7 protein-coding genes, 2 tRNA genes and 6 rRNA genes (1 of these 15 running past the window's edge) are annotated in these 17698 nt (G+C 55.9%); 5 read left to right on the top strand and 10 right to left on the bottom strand.

Going from position 1 to position 17698, the window contains the following annotated elements:
- The first annotated feature begins 3 nt into the window (after positions 1 to 3).
- Complete coding sequence (locus V6093_RS17080; protein WP_014859068.1) at positions 4 to 1362, top strand: HlyD family type I secretion periplasmic adaptor subunit; 1359 nt, start codon at positions 4 to 6, stop codon at positions 1360 to 1362.
- Positions 1363 to 1517: 155 nt separating this feature from the next.
- Here the strand turns inward: V6093_RS17080 and lapD are convergent, their stop codons facing one another.
- Positions 1518 to 3464 carry a cyclic di-GMP receptor LapD gene (lapD, locus tag V6093_RS17085; RefSeq protein WP_003256007.1) on the bottom strand — a complete coding sequence of 649 codons (1947 nt, stop codon included), beginning with the start codon at positions 3462 to 3464 and terminating at the stop codon, positions 1518 to 1520.
- A 10-nt stretch (positions 3465 to 3474) separates the two neighbouring features.
- The gene (lapG, locus tag V6093_RS17090) at positions 3475 to 4236 is read right to left on the bottom strand and encodes a cysteine protease LapG (protein WP_346641668.1); all 762 of its coding nucleotides are present in this window, start codon (positions 4234 to 4236) and stop codon (positions 3475 to 3477) included.
- A 203-nt stretch (positions 4237 to 4439) separates the two neighbouring features.
- On the opposite strand from lapG, the gene V6093_RS17095 reads away from it, so the two are divergent.
- The 4 genes from V6093_RS17095 to V6093_RS17110 all read left to right on the top strand — a co-directional run bounded on the left by V6093_RS17095 (position 4440) and on the right by V6093_RS17110 (position 9280).
- A complete protein-coding gene (locus V6093_RS17095) occupies positions 4440 to 5129 on the top strand; it encodes a GntR family transcriptional regulator (RefSeq protein WP_003256010.1) in 690 nt (229 codons plus the stop codon).
- Between the two features lie 106 nt (positions 5130 to 5235).
- Positions 5236 to 5739, top strand: a complete 504-nt coding sequence (locus V6093_RS17100; protein WP_003256011.1) for a sigma-70 family RNA polymerase sigma factor — start codon at positions 5236 to 5238, stop codon at positions 5737 to 5739.
- A gap of 4 nt (positions 5740 to 5743) precedes the next feature.
- The gene (locus V6093_RS17105) at positions 5744 to 6700 is read left to right on the top strand and encodes a FecR family protein (RefSeq protein WP_179052696.1); all 957 of its coding nucleotides are present in this window, start codon (positions 5744 to 5746) and stop codon (positions 6698 to 6700) included.
- Positions 6701 to 6865: 165 nt separating this feature from the next.
- Positions 6866 to 9280, top strand: coding sequence for a TonB-dependent siderophore receptor (locus V6093_RS17110; RefSeq protein ID WP_406669826.1), 2415 nt, complete (start codon positions 6866 to 6868; stop codon positions 9278 to 9280).
- A gap of 66 nt (positions 9281 to 9346) precedes the next feature.
- Here V6093_RS17110 and rrf (V6093_RS17115) read toward each other — a convergent pair.
- The 8 genes from rrf (V6093_RS17115) to V6093_RS17150 form a co-directional block, all read right to left on the bottom strand.
- A 5S ribosomal RNA gene (gene rrf, locus V6093_RS17115) occupies positions 9347 to 9462 on the bottom strand.
- Positions 9463 to 9571: 109 nt separating this feature from the next.
- Positions 9572 to 9687: ribosomal RNA gene (rrf, locus tag V6093_RS17120) — 5S ribosomal RNA — on the bottom strand.
- 130 nt (positions 9688 to 9817) lie between these two features.
- Positions 9818 to 12710 (bottom strand): 23S ribosomal RNA (locus tag V6093_RS17125).
- A 243-nt stretch (positions 12711 to 12953) separates the two neighbouring features.
- Positions 12954 to 13029, bottom strand: a tRNA-Ala gene (locus V6093_RS17130).
- A 24-nt stretch (positions 13030 to 13053) separates the two neighbouring features.
- Positions 13054 to 13130, bottom strand: a tRNA-Ile gene (locus V6093_RS17135).
- Between the two features lie 85 nt (positions 13131 to 13215).
- A 16S ribosomal RNA gene (locus tag V6093_RS17140) occupies positions 13216 to 14752 on the bottom strand.
- Between the two features lie 446 nt (positions 14753 to 15198).
- A 5S ribosomal RNA gene (gene rrf, locus V6093_RS17145) occupies positions 15199 to 15314 on the bottom strand.
- A 131-nt stretch (positions 15315 to 15445) separates the two neighbouring features.
- A 23S ribosomal RNA gene (locus V6093_RS17150) occupies positions 15446 to 17698 on the bottom strand (it continues 640 nt past the right edge of the window).
- Together the 16S, 23S and 5S rRNA genes with 2 tRNA genes alongside form the textbook arrangement of a ribosomal RNA operon.

A 17698-nucleotide genomic window follows, 5' to 3' on the forward strand; every position in this document is an offset into this window, starting at 1 on the left:
GATATGGGGCAGTTCAAGGACGGCCTGCGGCGCTATTTCAAAGGCAGCGACTCGCTTGGCGGCCAGCCGCTGCCCGAGGTAAACAAAGCCCTGATCGAAGATGCACCGCGGGTGGTGCGGCTGACCATCTGGGGCGTGATCCTGTTCTTCGTGTTCTTGATTGTATGGGCCAGCGTTGCGCCCATCGACGAAGTTACGCGGGGTGAAGGCAAGGCCATTCCCTCTTCCAAGGTACAGAAGATCCAGAACCTGGAGGGCGGCATCGTCGCCGAAATCTTCGCCAAGGAGGGGCAGATCGTCGAAGTGGGCCAGCCATTGCTGCGCCTGGATGAAACCCGCTTCGCCTCCAACGTTGGTGAAACCGAGGCTGACCGCCTGGCCATGGCCCTGCGGGTCGAACGTTTGAGTGCCGAGGTACAGGACAGCCCGCTGATAATCGACGAAAAGCTGCGTAAAGCCGCGCCAAACCAGGCGGCCAGTGAGGAGTCGCTGTACCAGAGCCGGCGCCAGCAACTGCAGGACGAAATTGGCGGCCTGCAACAGCAGTTGGTCCAACGCCAGCAGGAACTGCGCGAATACAGCTCCAAGCGCACCCAGTACGCCAACAGCCTTGAGCTGCTGCGCAAGGAAATCAGTATGTCCGAACCGCTGGTGGCAACCGGCGCGATTTCCCAGGTTGAAGTGCTGCGCCTGCGCCGTGCTGAAGTGGAAAACCGCGGTCAGCTGGACTCCACTGCGCTTGCGATCCCGCGCGCAGAGGCGGCCATCCGCGAGGTGCAAAGCAAGATCGAAGAGACGCGTGGCAAGTTCCGAAGTGAAGCGCTGACCCAGCTGAACGAGGCACGCACCGAACTGAACAAGGCTACCGCCACCAGCAAGGCGCTGGACGACCGGGTGCACCGCACACTTGTCACTTCGCCAGTACGCGGTATCGTCAAGCAACTGCTGGTGAACACCATTGGCGGGGTAATCCAGCCAGGCAGCGATATCATCGAAGTCGTGCCACTGGACGACACGCTGGTCATCGAGGCAAAGATCCTGCCCAAAGACATCGCCTTCCTGCACCCTGGCCAGGAAGCGACAGTCAAGTTCACCGCGTATGACTACACCATCTACGGTGGGCTCAAGGCCAAGCTGGAGCAGATTGGCGCCGACACCATTACCGATGAAGACAAGAAGACTACGTATTACCTGATCAAGCTGCGCACCGATCGCAGTCACCTAGGGACCGACGAGAAGCCACTGCTGATCATTCCGGGGATGGTGGCGACGGTGGATATCATGACAGGCAAGAAAACCATCATGAGCTACCTGCTCAAGCCGATCATGAAGGCGCGCTCGGAAGCGCTGCGCGAGCGGTGATAGCCGACCTGCTGGTTTCGCCATTGCTGTAGGAGCGGCCTCGTGTCGCGACAGGGCTGTACAAGCAGCCCTGCACATCGCTACGTGAACCTGGGGCCGCTATGCGGCCCTTTTGCGGCTCTAGGCTGTTCCTACAGCGGCGCGCGAGAGGCCATTCAGCGCCAAGGCGCAGGCTCACCCACCAGTTGCCCCTGAATCCCGCCTACTCCCATCTCCAGCAACACCAACCGCTCCCCTTCCGTCTCGACTCGCTCAGCAATCAGCGGCAGGTCGATGCTATGCGCCGCACGCTGGATCGCTTCGATGAACAGCCGCTTGTGCTGCTCATGATCGATGTTGCGGATGTAACTGCCGTCAATCTTCAGGTACGCCAGGCCCAAGTGCGCCAGGTTGCCAATCATGCTGAAGCGCCCACCGAAGCGTTGCAACGCCAACCCGAAACCAAGCCCATGCAGGCGCCGGGTGAGTTGCTCCAATGCTGCCTGCTCAGGCAACTGCTCCTCGCCAATTTCAAAAACCAGCCGCGGGCCGAGCGCCGCATTCTGGCCCAGCAGCTCGAAAATGCGTTGAAGGGCCTTGGGGTCGGCCAGGGTGGCGGCGGACAGGTTCAACGCCAGCACCTGGTCATGCCCTCGCAGGTGCGCCAACACTTTCTCCAGCACCAGCACATCCAGCCGCGGCATCCAGCCGAAGCGCTCCAGCCAAGGCAGGAAGCGGCCCGCCGGCAAGGCCTCGCCCTGGCCATCGCGCAAACGCGAAATAACTTTGTGGTGCAGTACCCGTTGCGAGGAAGCGCACTCCATCACTGGCTGGAAGAACAACTCGAAATGCCCATTGATAAACGCCTGGTCGAGCCGTTCGTGCCAGGCATGCTGGCTATCTGCGGCAACCGCAGCAACACCTTGCTCAAGGCATACCCAGCCCGGCGTTGGCTGGTTCTCAGCGCGGGCCAGAGCCTCGTCGGCGAGCTTCAGCAACGCCTGTGGTGAATCACCAGGGCTGAATGGTGCCAGGCCTATACAAGCCACCGGGTCGATATCACTTGCCCCCGTTTCGTGCAGGCTCTGCAACGTTGCCTCCAGGGCCTGGGCAAGGTGTACGGCCTCCTCATGCACCATGCCCGGTGCCAGCACTGCAAATTCACCGCCGCGGCTGCGGGAAATGAGGTCGTTGGTTTCCGGGTAGCTGGCACAAGTACGACGCAGCTGTTCACCTACCGCTTGCAGCAACTGGTCGGTACGCTGGCCGCCAAGGCGGGCGTTCAGGCCAGCCAGGCCCTGAACCCGCAGCAACAGCAGGTAGCCGGCGCGCGCGTCTTCCAGGTTGCTTACCCGATTGTTCAGTTGCATTTCAAAATAGCGGCGGTTCGACAGCCCGGTCAGGCTGTCCTGGTAGGACTCCGCACGCAGCCGCTCACTGCGCTCGGCCTGCTCGGTGAACAGGGCTTTGAGTTTCTCGACCATCTGGTTCATCGCTTGCACTACGCGGCGTAGCTCCGGCGTGCGTGGCAACTCTGGCAGGCTGAGAAATTCGCGGCGAGCAATAGCGTGGGATTGCTCGACCATGTAGTCCAGCGGCCTCAACTGGCGACGCAACAGCAAAGCACCGAGCACGGCACTGGCCGCACCGCACAACAGCAACCAACCCAGGCTGCCCAAGGCACTTTGCCAAAGCTTGGCAATGGCGAACATCGGGTGGCTGATCACTTCAACGCGCGCGGCCTGCTGCCAGCCACGACTGACGATTGCATCGCCGCCGGCGGCCTCAAGGCCGATCAGGCGCACGAACCAAAGCGGCACACCGCCAGGGTCTGGCTCGGCATGACGCTCCACCAGCACGGCATTGGAACCCAGGTCGACGACCTTGATGCTTGCATAGTAACCACTGTCGAAAATCGAGCTGACCATCAGCTCGACCATCGCTGGGTCGTCGATATTCGGCGTCAGCGAAAGCGCCAGCGCGGTGGCCGCATCCTGGGCGTGCGAGCGCAGCTGGTTGACGTATTGGCTGCGCGAGCTTTCCAGGCTGACCATGAAACTGCCACTGAAGGCGACCACCAGGAACAGGCAAATGGCCAACAGCAATTGTTTGAACAGTGACATCTGTGCTCCTTCAGTAAACCGGCTCGGCCGGGAACCCTTCGGCCTGCATTTTCTTCAACAAATCCTGCCAGCGTGACAGCCGCTTGGTATCACCAACCTTCTTGTTCCCTGCGACGCCCGTCAGCCACAACCCCTCGCCATTGAAGGCGTACACCGGCAGCAGGTCGGTACGCTGGCTTGCCGGCTTGATGGCATCCATCAGACTGTCCAGCACCAAAGGCTGGGCCTGTGGGCTTGAATAATAGGTCAGGACCATGTGTGCCCGGTTCTGCCGCAGCGCCTTGACGTAGGTGATGCGCAGTTTTTCGCTGGGGATTCCCATGCGCCGTAGACTGAAATATTTGGCGATGGCGTAATCCTCGCAGTCCCCTGCACCTTTGATCAGTGCCTGCACAGGTGTGGCCCAGTAGTCGACCTCATGCCACAGATCGATATCCTCGACATAACGCAATTGCTGGTTGAAGAAGCGGTTGACCACTTGCAACCGTTCAAGCTCGGTACCCTGCTTCTGCGTGGCCATCAGGCTCTGCCAGGCATCGATGCGCCCCTGCCCGGCACCTAGTGGGCCGTACAGAGCCTGCGACTTGCGGCTGATCTGGGAGAAATCCCAATCCGCGTGCAAGCCGCCCAGCAGAAGACTGCCCAGCAGCGCGGCAAAGCCGACATATCGCACTACGGTTTTGAGCAACCAGGATATCGCCACTGCGAAGCCCTGTTCAGACCAGTCGAAAGCAGCGATGGTGGGGCTTGCCACCGCAAAAGACAATGGCACCCTGCAATCACGCACCCGGCTGTCAGCCCGCCTATACTTTCTGCTTACATCTTTCTATAGGCAGCTTCCTTTGACGTGCGACTTCCTCCACCATAGCCGCGCTTTTGGGGCGCCCGTACCAGTGTGGGTGCAGGTTTGACACCCTCACAAGCTGTTACTAGTGTCATTGGATCCAATATAGTCATCGTTGAGGCAGGCGTCGCGTGGCCAAGAAAATCAAATTGAGCAATGTGCTGGCCAGCGAGCAGTTGTTGCCGCATCAGGCCCGTGCCGTGATCGAAGAACGCCTGCGCAGCGCCATTCTCGATGGGCGCTTGCCCCCTGGTACTGCGGTTCGCCAACAAGAGCTCGCCACCTTGTACGGCGTTAGCCGCATGCCCGTGCGCGAAGCCCTGCGCCAGCTCGAAGCGCAGTCCCTGCTGAAGGTGGAGATGCATAAGGGCGCCGTCGTTGCACCGCTGATCGGCGAGGATGCAGTGGACACCTATGCCCTTCGCGTATTGCTCGAGAGCGAGGCGCTGCGCCAGTCTATCCCGCTGCTTGATGCCAGCGACATCGCCAGCGCCCGCGGGTATATCCAGCAACTGGAGAACGAGACCAGCCACACCGAAATTGGCCGCCTCAACCGCCTGCTCCACATGGCGCTGTACAGCAAGGCGCCGAACAAGAAACTACTGCGCCTTATCGAGAACGAACTGAACGAGGAAGAACGCTTCCTGCGTTTCCATCTTTCGTCCATGGGCCTGGGCAAGCTCACTCAGGACGATCACAACGCACTGGTAGATGCAGCCAGCGACAAGCTGGTGGACGAAGCGGTAGCGGTGCTGGAACGGCACCTCAATGGCGGGGCGCGGGTGATCCGCAATTACCTGGATACGCAATTGGGGCGTTAGCCCATTACCGGCTTTACGCGGTAATTGATGGGTTGCAAATTAATCTTGCTCCGCCAACAATGAGACTAATTATCATTAACGTCCATTGATGCCGGCGCCCTCCTCCATGCCCAGCAACGATTCCGTGCAAACGCTCTACAGTGACCACCACGGCTGGTTGCATACCTGGCTGCGTAGCAAGCTCGGCAACGCAGCCGATGCGGCTGACCTCGCCCAAGATACCTTCGTCCGCTTGCTACAGCGTCGTGAGCAATTGCAGCTGAATGCTCCCAGGGCCTTCCTGCGCACGGTAGCGCGTGGGTTGGTGATCGATCATTGGCGCCGCGAGGAACTGCACAGGGCCTACCTGGAGGCTTTGGCCCATGTGCCGGAAGCCCTGGCCCCCTCAGTCGAGACCCGCGAGCTGCTGCTGGAATTGCTTGAGCGTATTGCACGCATGCTCGACGGCCTCAAACCCAAGGTCCGTCGCGCATTCCTGCTGGCTCAATGCGAGGGGCTGAAGCATCAGGCCATCGCCGAACAGATGGGGATCTCCGTGCGCACCGTTGAGCGCTATATCGCCGATGCGCTCTATCACTGCTACGTGCTGCGCTATGAAGACGACTGCTGAATCCATGACCGTCGCACGCCCTGATACAAAAACGGTCAGGCAGGCCATTCAGTGGATGCTGCGGCTGCGTGAAAGCGGGCACGATCCAGCTCTGCAACAACAGTGCGCGCATTGGCGCAGCAGCCACCACGAAAACGAACAGGCCTGGCAGCGTGTGGTTCACCTTCATCAGGACCTTGACCTGCGCGCTATTCCCGGTGCCGGGCTGGCATTGCAGACACTGGAAACCAGCCAGCAGCGCCTGCGCCGCCGACAGGCGCTGAAGCTGCTTGGCGGCGTTGTCATGGCAGGATCTGCGAGCTGGCTGGCCAAAGACCTCGATACTGTGAGTGCCTGGACGTCAGACTATGCCACCGGCACGGGCGAGCGACGCGTCTTCACCCTGCCCGATGGCTCGCTGATGCAACTCAATACCTGCAGTGCCGTGGACCTGGCCTTCCATGATCAACAGCGTCTGGTCCGCCTGAAGCTTGGGGAATTGATGATCAACTGCAACCCCCGGCATCCCCTGCTGGTAGAAACCCGCGACGCGCTGCTGGAAGGCTTCGAAGGACGCTTTGTGGCCTATCAGGATAGCGACTGCACACGTGTCAGCGTCAGCCACGGCAAAGTGGCGATACACCGGCCTGGTACTGGCCAACTTCAGTGGATCGAAGGTGGCCAGAACTGGCGCCTGGATGCTCAAGGTGCGCACCGGCTCGCGCACATGGAGATGGATGCGATGGCCTGGACTGAAGGGTTGATCGTCACTCAGGACATGCGCCTCTCCAACTTCCTCGCGCAGGTCAGCCGCTATCGCCATGGTTACCTGGGCTGCAGCAATGAGATTGCCGACCTGCGCCTGTCGGGGGTGTTCCGCCTCGAAGACCCGGAACAACTGCTTCGGCTGCTACCGCAGACGTTGCCCGTACGACTTCGTCGACGTACACGCTGGTGGGTGCATGTAGAGAGCATGACCTGATAAGGCGTTATCGATTTCTGGCGGGTTTTGAATCCAGGTCCGGCTAGGACAGTAAGCAACACTTTCTGCCCTCGACACTTTAACGGACCCTTCATGCCTACCAACCCGGTGTTAACCCACACTTTCATCCCGAATGATTTTCGTCCAGTCCTGCAATCAGCTCACTTGCGCCACGCCATCCGGGCTGTTCTGTTTGGTACCGCCCTGGGCCTGGCAACTGCTCCGCAACTTTCCATAGCGGCCGACACAGCCGAAGTGAGCCATGACTATGCAATACCGGCTGGCCAACTGACCGATGTGCTCAACAAGATCGCTCGTCAGGCCGGCATCACCCTATCGAGCACGCCTCAGCTGACCGATGGCCTGCATTCCAACGGACTGCAGGGGAAGTTCACTACCGATCAAGCGCTGCGCCAGTTGCTAAATGGCAGCGGACTGGAAGCCGTCAGCCAGGGGGGACGTAACTATGTGCTGCAGGCACAGCGTCAGAGCGCCGCCCTGGCATTGCCAGACACCGACATCCGTAGTTTCTCCCTCGGCAACGCACTGGGCAGCATGGAGGGTTACAACGCCACGCACAGCCAGGTGGCGACCAAGACCAGCATGCCCTTGGTGGAGACATCCCAATCGGTCTCGGTAGTCACTCGCCAACAAATGGACGATCAGGGCTCTCAGACCGTTGCCCAGGCCATGCGCTACACGCCTGGAGTACTGACCAACCCGTACGGTGCCACTCATCGCTATGACTATGTAGCCATGCGCGGCTTCAACGACGGTTCGGTGGACAACATCTACGTCGATGGGCTCAAGTCAATGGGCGACAACGGCACCTACAGCACGATGCAGGTAGACCCATACTTTCTTGAGCGCATCGACATTCTCAAGGGACCGTCTTCGGTACTGTACGGGCGAAGCTCGCCGGGTGGCCTGGTAGCCCTGACCACCAAGAAGCCACTCTTTGCCCCTTACCATCAGGTTCAGGCCACGGTAGGTACTCAGGGCCAGCGTGGCGTGGGCTTCGACTTCAGTGGTCCTGTGGATGACGACAAACGCATTGCGTATCGCCTGACGGGTTTGGCGGATGCTTCCGACACTCAGTTCGACCACAACAAGGAAGAACGTTACGCCATCGCCCCCGCTATCAGTGTCGACTTCACCGAAGACACCTCACTCACGCTGCAGGCCTATTTGCAGCACGACCCTGACGGTGGGTACCACGGCGGTAACCCTGCTGATGGCATGCTGCACAAGCGCAACGGTTTGCGCCTGTCAGACCATTTCTTCGAAGGCGAGCCGAGCATCGACAACTACGAGCGCACGCAGCAATCCTTCAGCTACCAGTTTGAGCATCGCTTCAATGATGTGTTCACAGCGCGGCAGAACTTCCGTTATCAGGATTCCGACGTGTCGATGGACCAGGTGTACTCCGCCGGCTGGGCAGATGTTGACAGCAACATGTTAAATCGCGCCTATACCGGCGGCGACGAGCGTCTGCATTCGTACATCATTGATAACATGCTGCAGGCAGAATTCTTTACCGGGGCGGCCAAACACACCTTGCTACTGGGGGCTGACTACCAGCGGCGCAAAGCCGACGTGGCATGGCGTTATGGCACCGTCGGCCCACTGGATGCCGGCAATCCACAGTACGGCAATGGCAATCTTCAGGTACTGGGCGAGAACCGCTACCAGCGGCGCTTGCAACAAACGGGTGTGTACCTGCAGGATCTGGTGGAGCTGGACCAGTGGCGCTTTTCATTGGGGCTGCGCCAGGACTGGGTGAAGGTGTCCGAAGAGAACCGTGACAGCGACAGCAAGGTCAGTGATCAACGCTCCAGGTTCACCTCCCGGGCAGGGGTGCTCTACCTGTTCGAGAACGGCATTGCGCCCTACATCAGCTACTCGGAGTCGTTCAACCCGAACACCGTGTCCGACCAGCAAGGCCGGCCGCTGGCACCGACAGAGGGCACTCAGTGGGAAGCCGGCATCAAATATCAGCCACCAGGGAGCGACAACCTGTTCACCGCATCGGTGTTCCGCATCGAGCAGGAGAATTTGGCGTCTAAACAGCCTGACGAAGACTTCTATCGCCCTGTCGGTGAAGTCCGCTCGCAAGGGCTGGAGCTTGAGGCCCATGTACAGCTGACCGACAGCCTCAAACTGCTGAGTGGCTATACCTTCACCGATATCGAGTATTCGAAGTCAATGCCGAGCCTTGTCTCAGGCAACGTGGACAACAAGGGTAATTCGCCGACTCAGGCGCCGAAACAGATGCTCTCGCTGTGGGCCGACTATATCTTCCGCCAGGGGGCACTGGATGGCCTGCGGCTGGGCGGTGGGGTGCGATATGTGGGGTACAGCTGGGTCGATGCGGAAAACAGCATGAAGGTGCCTTCCTACACCCTGTTCGACGCCTCTATCGGCTATGACCTGGGCAAGGTCGGCCTGACGGGTGTGGATGTGCGCTTGAACGCCAACAACCTTACCAATGAAAGCTACATCACCTCATGTGCCAGCCTGAACTACTGCTACATGGGTGAAGAGCGCAATGTGAGCGCCACAGTCAGCTATCAGTTCTAACCGATATTGAAACCCGAAAAAGACAAAGCCCCTGTCTGCATCGCAGACAGGGGCTTTGGGTTTGAATCTTGACGATGACCTACTCTCACATGGGGAAACCCCACACTACCATCGGCGATGCATCGTTTCACTGCTGAGTTCGGGATGGGATCAGGTGGTTCCAATGCTCTATGGTCGTCAAGAAATTCTGTGTGCTGGCCCGTCCCTAGGACGTGCCTGCGAATCTCTGTAGTTCCTACTTAAAGACAAAACCCCTACCTGCATGTGCAGATAGGGGTTTTGCGAAATGAATCTTGACGATGACCTACTCTCACATGGGGAAACCCCACACTACCATCGGCGATGCATCGTTTCACTACTGAGTTCGGGATGGGATCAGGTGGTTCCAATGCTCTATGGTCGTCAAGAAATTCTGTTGCCAGAATGTCCAGATGGACAGCCCAGCGAATTCGGATATGCGATATTTGTGGTCTTACGAATTTTCGGGTCTTTCGTCTTCACCACCACAATCTGCGTAGCAGATTGCTTGGGTGTTATATGGTCAAGCCTCACGGGCAATTAGTATTGGTTAGCTCAACGCCTCACAGCGCTTACACACCCAACCTATCAACGTCGTAGTCTTCGACGGCCCTTTAGGGGATTCAAGATCCCAGTGAGATCTCATCTTGAGGCAAGTTTCCCGCTTAGATGCTTTCAGCGGTTATCTCTTCCGAACATAGCTACCCGGCAATGCCACTGGCGTGACAACCGGAACACCAGAGGTTCGTCCACTCCGGTCCTCTCGTACTAGGAGCAGCCCCTCTCAAATCTCAAACGTCCACGGCAGATAGGGACCGAACTGTCTCACGACGTTCTAAACCCAGCTCGCGTACCACTTTAAATGGCGAACAGCCATACCCTTGGGACCGGCTTCAGCCCCAGGATGTGATGAGCCGACATCGAGGTGCCAAACACCGCCGTCGATATGAACTCTTGGGCGGTATCAGCCTGTTATCCCCGGAGTACCTTTTATCCGTTGAGCGATGGCCCTTCCATACAGAACCACCGGATCACTAAGACCTACTTTCGTACCTGCTCGACGTGTTTGTCTCGCAGTCAAGCGCGCTTTTGCCTTTATACTCTACGACCGATTTCCGACCGGTCTGAGCGCACCTTCGTACTCCTCCGTTACTCTTTGGGAGGAGACCGCCCCAGTCAAACTACCCACCATACACTGTCCTCGATCCGGATAACGGACCTGAGTTAGAACCTCAAAGTTGCCAGGGTGGTATTTCAAGGATGGCTCCATGAGAACTGGCGTCCCCACTTCAAAGCCTCCCACCTATCCTACACAAGCAAATTCAAAGTCCAGTGCAAAGCTATAGTAAAGGTTCACGGGGTCTTTCCGTCTAGCCGCGGATACACTGCATCTTCACAGCGATTTCAATTTCACTGAGTCTCGGGTGGAGACAGCGCCGCCATCGTTACGCCATTCGTGCAGGTCGGAACTTACCCGACAAGGAATTTCGCTACCTTAGGACCGTTATAGTTACGGCCGCCGTTTACCGGGGCTTCGATCAAGAGCTTCGCTTGCGCTAACCCCATCAATTAACCTTCCGGCACCGGGCAGGCGTCACACCCTATACGTCCACTTTCGTGTTTGCAGAGTGCTGTGTTTTTAATAAACAGTCGCAGCGGCCTGGTATCTTCGACCGGCATGGGCTTACGGAGCAAGTCCTTCACCCTCGCCGGCGCACCTTCTCCCGAAGTTACGGTGCCATTTTGCCTAGTTCCTTCACCCGAGTTCTCTCAAGCGCCTTGGTATTCTCTACCTAACCACCTGTGTCGGTTTGGGGTACGGTTCCCAGTTATCTGAAGCTTAGGAGCTTTTCTTGGAAGCATGGTATCAACCACTTCGTCGCCTAAAGGCAACTCGTCATCAGCTCTCGGCCTTGAAATCCCGGATTTGCCTAAGATTTCAGCCTACCACCTTAAACCTGGACAACCAACGCCAGGCTGGCCTAACCTTCTCCGTCCCTCCATCGCAATAACTGGAAGTACAGGAATATTAACCTGTTTTCCATCGACTACGCTTTTCAGCCTCGCCTTAGGGACCGACTAACCCTGCGTCGATTAACGTTGCGCAGGAAACCTTGGTCTTTCGGCGTGCGAGTTTTTCACTCGCATTGTCGTTACTCATGTCAGCATTCGCACTTCTGATACCTCCAGCAAGCTTCTCAACTCACCTTCACAGGCTTACAGAACGCTCCTCTACCGCATCATCGTAAGATGATACCCGTAGCTTCGGTGCATGGTTTGAGCCCCGTTACATCTTCCGCGCAGGCCGACTCGACTAGTGAGCTATTACGCTTTCTTTAAAGGGTGGCTGCTTCTAAGCCAACCTCCTAGCTGTCTAAGCCTTCCCACATCGTTTCCCACTTAACCATGACTTTGGGACCTTAGCTGACGGTCTGGGTTGTTTCCCTTTTCACGACGGACGTTAGCACCCGCCGTGTGTCTCCCATGCTCGGCACTTGTAGGTATTCGGAGTTTGCATCGGTTTGGTAAGTCGGGATGACCCCCTAGCCGAAACAGTGCTCTACCCCCTACAGTGATACATGAGGCGCTACCTAAATAGCTTTCGAGGAGAACCAGCTATCTCCGAGCTTGATTAGCCTTTCACTCCGATCCACAGGTCATCCGCTAACTTTTCAACGGTAGTCGGTTCGGTCCTCCAGTCAGTGTTACCTAACCTTCAACCTGCCCATGGATAGATCGCCCGGTTTCGGGTCTATACCCAGCGACTAAACGCCCTATTAAGACTCGCTTTCGCTACGCCTCCCCTATTCGGTTAAGCTCGCCACTGAATATAAGTCGCTGACCCATTATACAAAAGGTACGCAGTCACCTAACAAAGTAGGCTCCCACTGCTTGTACGCATACGGTTTCAGGTTCTATTTCACTCCCCTCTCCGGGGTTCTTTTCGCCTTTCCCTCACGGTACTGGTTCACTATCGGTCAGTCAGTAGTATTTAGCCTTGGAGGATGGTCCCCCCATATTCAGACAAAGTTTCTCGTGCTCCGTCCTACTCGATTTCATTGATAAGAGATTTTCGTGTACGGGGCTATCACCCACTATGGCCGCACTTTCCAGAGCGTTCCACTAATCTCAAACCAACTTAAGGGCTGGTCCCCGTTCGCTCGCCACTACTAAGGGAATCTCGGTTGATTTCTTTTCCTCAGGGTACTTAGATGTTTCAGTTCCCCTGGTTCGCCTCTTGCACCTATGTATTCAGTACAAGATAACCAGCTTATGCTGGCTGGGTTCCCCCATTCAGAGATCTCTGGATCACAGTCTGTTTGCCGACTCCCCAAAGCTTATCGCAGGCTACCACGTCTTTCATCGCCTCTGACTGCCAAGGCATCCACCGTATGCGCTTCTTCACTTGACCATATAACCCCAAGCAATCTGGTTATACTGTGAAGACGACATTCGCCGAAAATTCGTACGTTGCTCTTTCGAGCAGAACTCACAAATTTTACCTTAGCCTGATCCACCAGCAGTGAAACTGGTGTTCAGTCTATATCTATCACATATCCGAATTTTTAAAGAACGATCTGACAAAAGTCAGAAATCAACATTCAATATGAATGTTCATTTCTAAGTTCTGACAAGTTACTGTGTACGGCGAAAGTGGTGGAGCCAAGCGGGATCGAACCGCTGACCTCCTGCGTGCAAGGCAGGCGCTCTCCCAGCTGAGCTATGGCCCCGTATTCTACGGCTGAACCATGTAATGGTAGGTCTGGGCAGATTTGAACTGCCGACCTCACCCTTATCAGGGGTGCGCTCTAACCAACTGAGCTACAGACCTATAACAGGGTCGCGTTACAGCATCGTCTTTTACAATGAATCAAGCAATTCGTGTGGGAGCTCATCAGCAGGCTGATGTCGTCGATTAAGGAGGTGATCCAGCCGCAGGTTCCCCTACGGCTACCTTGTTACGACTTCACCCCAGTCATGAATCACACCGTGGTAACCGTCCTCCCGAAGGTTAGACTAGCTACTTCTGGTGCAACCCACTCCCATGGTGTGACGGGCGGTGTGTACAAGGCCCGGGAACGTATTCACCGCGACATTCTGATTCGCGATTACTAGCGATTCCGACTTCACGCAGTCGAGTTGCAGACTGCGATCCGGACTACGATCGGTTTTGTGAGATTAGCTCCACCTCGCGGCTTGGCAACCCTCTGTACCGACCATTGTAGCACGTGTGTAGCCCAGGCCGTAAGGGCCATGATGACTTGACGTCATCCCCACCTTCCTCCGGTTTGTCACCGGCAGTCTCCTTAGAGTGCCCACCATAACGTGCTGGTAACTAAGGACAAGGGTTGCGCTCGTTACGGGACTTAACCCAACATCTCACGACACGAGCTGACGACAGCCATGCAGCACCTGTGTCAGAGTTCCCGAAGGCACCAATCCATCTCTGGAAAGTTCTCTGCATGTCAAGGCCTGGTAAGGTTCTTCGCGTTGCTTCGAATTAAACCACATGCTCCACCGCTTGTGCGGGCCCCCGTCAATTCATTTGAGTTTTAACCTTGCGGCCGTACTCCCCAGGCGGTCAACTTAATGCGTTAGCTGCGCCACTAAAATCTCAAGGATTCCAACGGCTAGTTGACATCGTTTACGGCGTGGACTACCAGGGTATCTAATCCTGTTTGCTCCCCACGCTTTCGCACCTCAGTGTCAGTATCAGTCCAGGTGGTCGCCTTCGCCACTGGTGTTCCTTCCTATATCTACGCATTTCACCGCTACACAGGAAATTCCACCACCCTCTACCGTACTCTAGCTTGCCAGTTTTGGATGCAGTTCCCAGGTTGAGCCCGGGGCTTTCACATCCAACTTAACAAACCACCTACGCGCGCTTTACGCCCAGTAATTCCGATTAACGCTTGCACCCTCTGTATTACCGCGGCTGCTGGCACAGAGTTAGCCGGTGCTTATTCTGTCGGTAACGTCAAAACAGCAAGGTATTAACTTACTGCCCTTCCTCCCAACTTAAAGTGCTTTACAATCCGAAGACCTTCTTCACACACGCGGCATGGCTGGATCAGGCTTTCGCCCATTGTCCAATATTCCCCACTGCTGCCTCCCGTAGGAGTCTGGACCGTGTCTCAGTTCCAGTGTGACTGATCATCCTCTCAGACCAGTTACGGATCGTCGCCTTGGTGAGCCATTACCCCACCAACTAGCTAATCCGACCTAGGCTCATCTGATAGCGCAAGGCCCGAAGGTCCCCTGCTTTCTCCCGTAGGACGTATGCGGTATTAGCGTTCCTTTCGAAACGTTGTCCCCCACTACCAGGCAGATTCCTAGGCATTACTCACCCGTCCGCCGCTGAATCAAGGAGCAAGCTCCCGTCATCCGCTCGACTTGCATGTGTTAGGCCTGCCGCCAGCGTTCAATCTGAGCCATGATCAAACTCTTCAGTTCAATACTGCTTGGGTTTTTAAGAAACCCTAAACTTGGCTCAGCAATCTCAAATGACTATGTGATTTCTCGCATGGTCACTTGTGATGCTGATAATCTTTTTGACTATCAGTCCGTACTCACAAGCACCCACACGAATTGCTTGATTCAATTTGTTAAAGAGCGTTTGGTTAAGAGCTTTTCGTCTCAACCGAGGCGCGCATTCTACGCCTTCCTCAGAGTCTGTCAAGTGTTTATTTTGAAGTTTTTCGAGAAACTCGTTTAACTTCAGACACTTGGCTCGCTTCGATCTCTCGTCGCGGGAGGTGAATAATACAGCATCCAAAAACGCTGTCAACCACCTTTTTACCACCACCAGCTGGCTGTTCAGCCTACCAGGAGAAGCGATAGCTTCTACTTAAAGACAAAACCCCTACCTGCATGCGCAGATAGGGGTTTTGCGAAATGAATCTTGACGATGACCTACTCTCACATGGGGAAACCCCACACTACCATCGGCGATGCATCGTTTCACTACTGAGTTCGGGATGGGATCAGGTGGTTCCAATGCTCTATGGTCGTCAAGAAATTCTGTTGCCAGAATGTCCAGATGGACAGCCCAGCGAATCCGGATATGCGATATTTGTGGTCTTACGAATTTTCGGGTCTTTCGTCTTCACCACCGCAATCTGCGTCAGCAAATTGCTTGGGTGTTATATGGTCAAGCCTCACGGGCAATTAGTATTGGTTAGCTCAACGCCTCACAGCGCTTACACACCCAACCTATCAACGTCGTAGTCTTCGACGGCCCTTTAGGGGATTCAAGATCCCAGTGAGATCTCATCTTGAGGCAAGTTTCCCGCTTAGATGCTTTCAGCGGTTATCTCTTCCGAACATAGCTACCCGGCAATGCCACTGGCGTGACAACCGGAACACCAGAGGTTCGTCCACTCCGGTCCTCTCGTACTAGGAGCAGCCCCTCTCAAATCTCAAACGTCCACGGCAGATAGGGACCGAACTGTCTCACGACGTTCTAAACCCAGCTCGCGTACCACTTTAAATGGCGAACAGCCATACCCTTGGGACCGGCTTCAGCCCCAGGATGTGATGAGCCGACATCGAGGTGCCAAACACCGCCGTCGATATGAACTCTTGGGCGGTATCAGCCTGTTATCCCCGGAGTACCTTTTATCCGTTGAGCGATGGCCCTTCCATACAGAACCACCGGATCACTAAGACCTACTTTCGTACCTGCTCGACGTGTTTGTCTCGCAGTCAAGCGCGCTTTTGCCTTTATACTCTACGACCGATTTCCGACCGGTCTGAGCGCACCTTCGTACTCCTCCGTTACTCTTTGGGAGGAGACCGCCCCAGTCAAACTACCCACCATACACTGTCCTCGATCCGGATAACGGACCTGAGTTAGAACCTCAAAGTTGCCAGGGTGGTATTTCAAGGATGGCTCCATGAGAACTGGCGTCCCCACTTCAAAGCCTCCCACCTATCCTACACAAGCAAATTCAAAGTCCAGTGCAAAGCTATAGTAAAGGTTCACGGGGTCTTTCCGTCTAGCCGCGGATACACTGCATCTTCACAGCGATTTCAATTTCACTGAGTCTCGGGTGGAGACAGCGCCGCCATCGTTACGCCATTCGTGCAGGTCGGAACTTACCCGACAAGGAATTTCGCTACCTTAGGACCGTTATAGTTACGGCCGCCGTTTACCGGGGCTTCGATCAAGAGCTTCGCTTGCGCTAACCCCATCAATTAACCTTCCGGCACCGGGCAGGCGTCACACCCTATACGTCCACTTTCGTGTTTGCAGAGTGCTGTGTTTTTAATAAACAGTCGCAGCGGCCTGGTATCTTCGACCGGCATGGGCTTACGGAGCAAGTCCTTCACCCTCGCCGGCGCACCTTCTCCCGAAGTTACGGTGCCATTTTGCCTAGTTCCTTCACCCGAGTTCTCTCAAGCGCCTTGGTATTCTCTACCTAACCACCTGTGTCGGTTTGGGGTACGGTTCCCAGTTATCTGAAGCTTAGGAGCTTTTCTTGGAAGCATGGTATCAACCACTTCGTCGCCTAAAGGCAACTCGTCATCAGCTCTCGGCCTTGAAATCCCGGATTTGCCTAAGATTTCAGCCTACCACCTTAAACCTGGACAACCAACGCCAGGCTGGCCTAACCTTCTCCGTCCCTCCATCGCAATAACTGGAAGTACAGGAATATTAACCTGTTTTCCATCGACTACGCTTTTCAGCCTCGCCTTAGGGACCGACTAACCCTGCGTCGATTAACGTTGCGCAGGAAACCTTGGTCTTTCGGCGTGCGAGTTTTTCACTCGCATTGTCGTTACTCATGTCAGCATTCGCACTTCTGATACCTCCAGCAAGCTTCTCAACTCACCTTCACAGGCTTACAGAACGCTCCTCTACCGCATCATCGTAAGATGATACCCGTAGCTTCGGTGCATGGTTTGAGCCCCGTTACATCTTCCGCGCAGGCCGACTCGACTAGTGAGCTATTACGCTTTCTTTAAAGGGTGGCTGCTTCTAAGCCAACCTCCTAGCTGTCTAAGCCTTCCCACATCGTTTCCCACTTAACCATGACTTTGGGACCTTAGCTGACGGTCTGGGTTGTTTCCCTTTTCACGACGGACGTTAGCACCCGCCGTGTGTCTCCCATGCTCGGCACTTGTAGGTATTCGGAGTTTGCATCGGTTTGGTAAGTCGGGATGACCCCCTAGCCGAAACAGTGCTCTACCCCCTACAGTGATACATGAGGCGCTACCTAAATAGCTTTCGAGGAGAACCAGCTATCTCCGAGCTTGATTAGCCTTTCACTCCGATCCACAGGTCATCCGCTAACTTTTCAACGGTAGTCGGTTCGGTCCTCCAGTCAGTGTTACCTAACCTTCAACCTGCCCATGGATAGATCGCCCGGTTTCGGGTCTATACCCAGCGACTAAACG

This window comes from Pseudomonas putida group bacterium ESBL64 (assembly GCF_045277175.1).
In the GTDB taxonomy this organism is placed as follows: Bacteria; Pseudomonadota; Gammaproteobacteria; order Pseudomonadales; family Pseudomonadaceae; genus Aquipseudomonas; species Aquipseudomonas alloputida.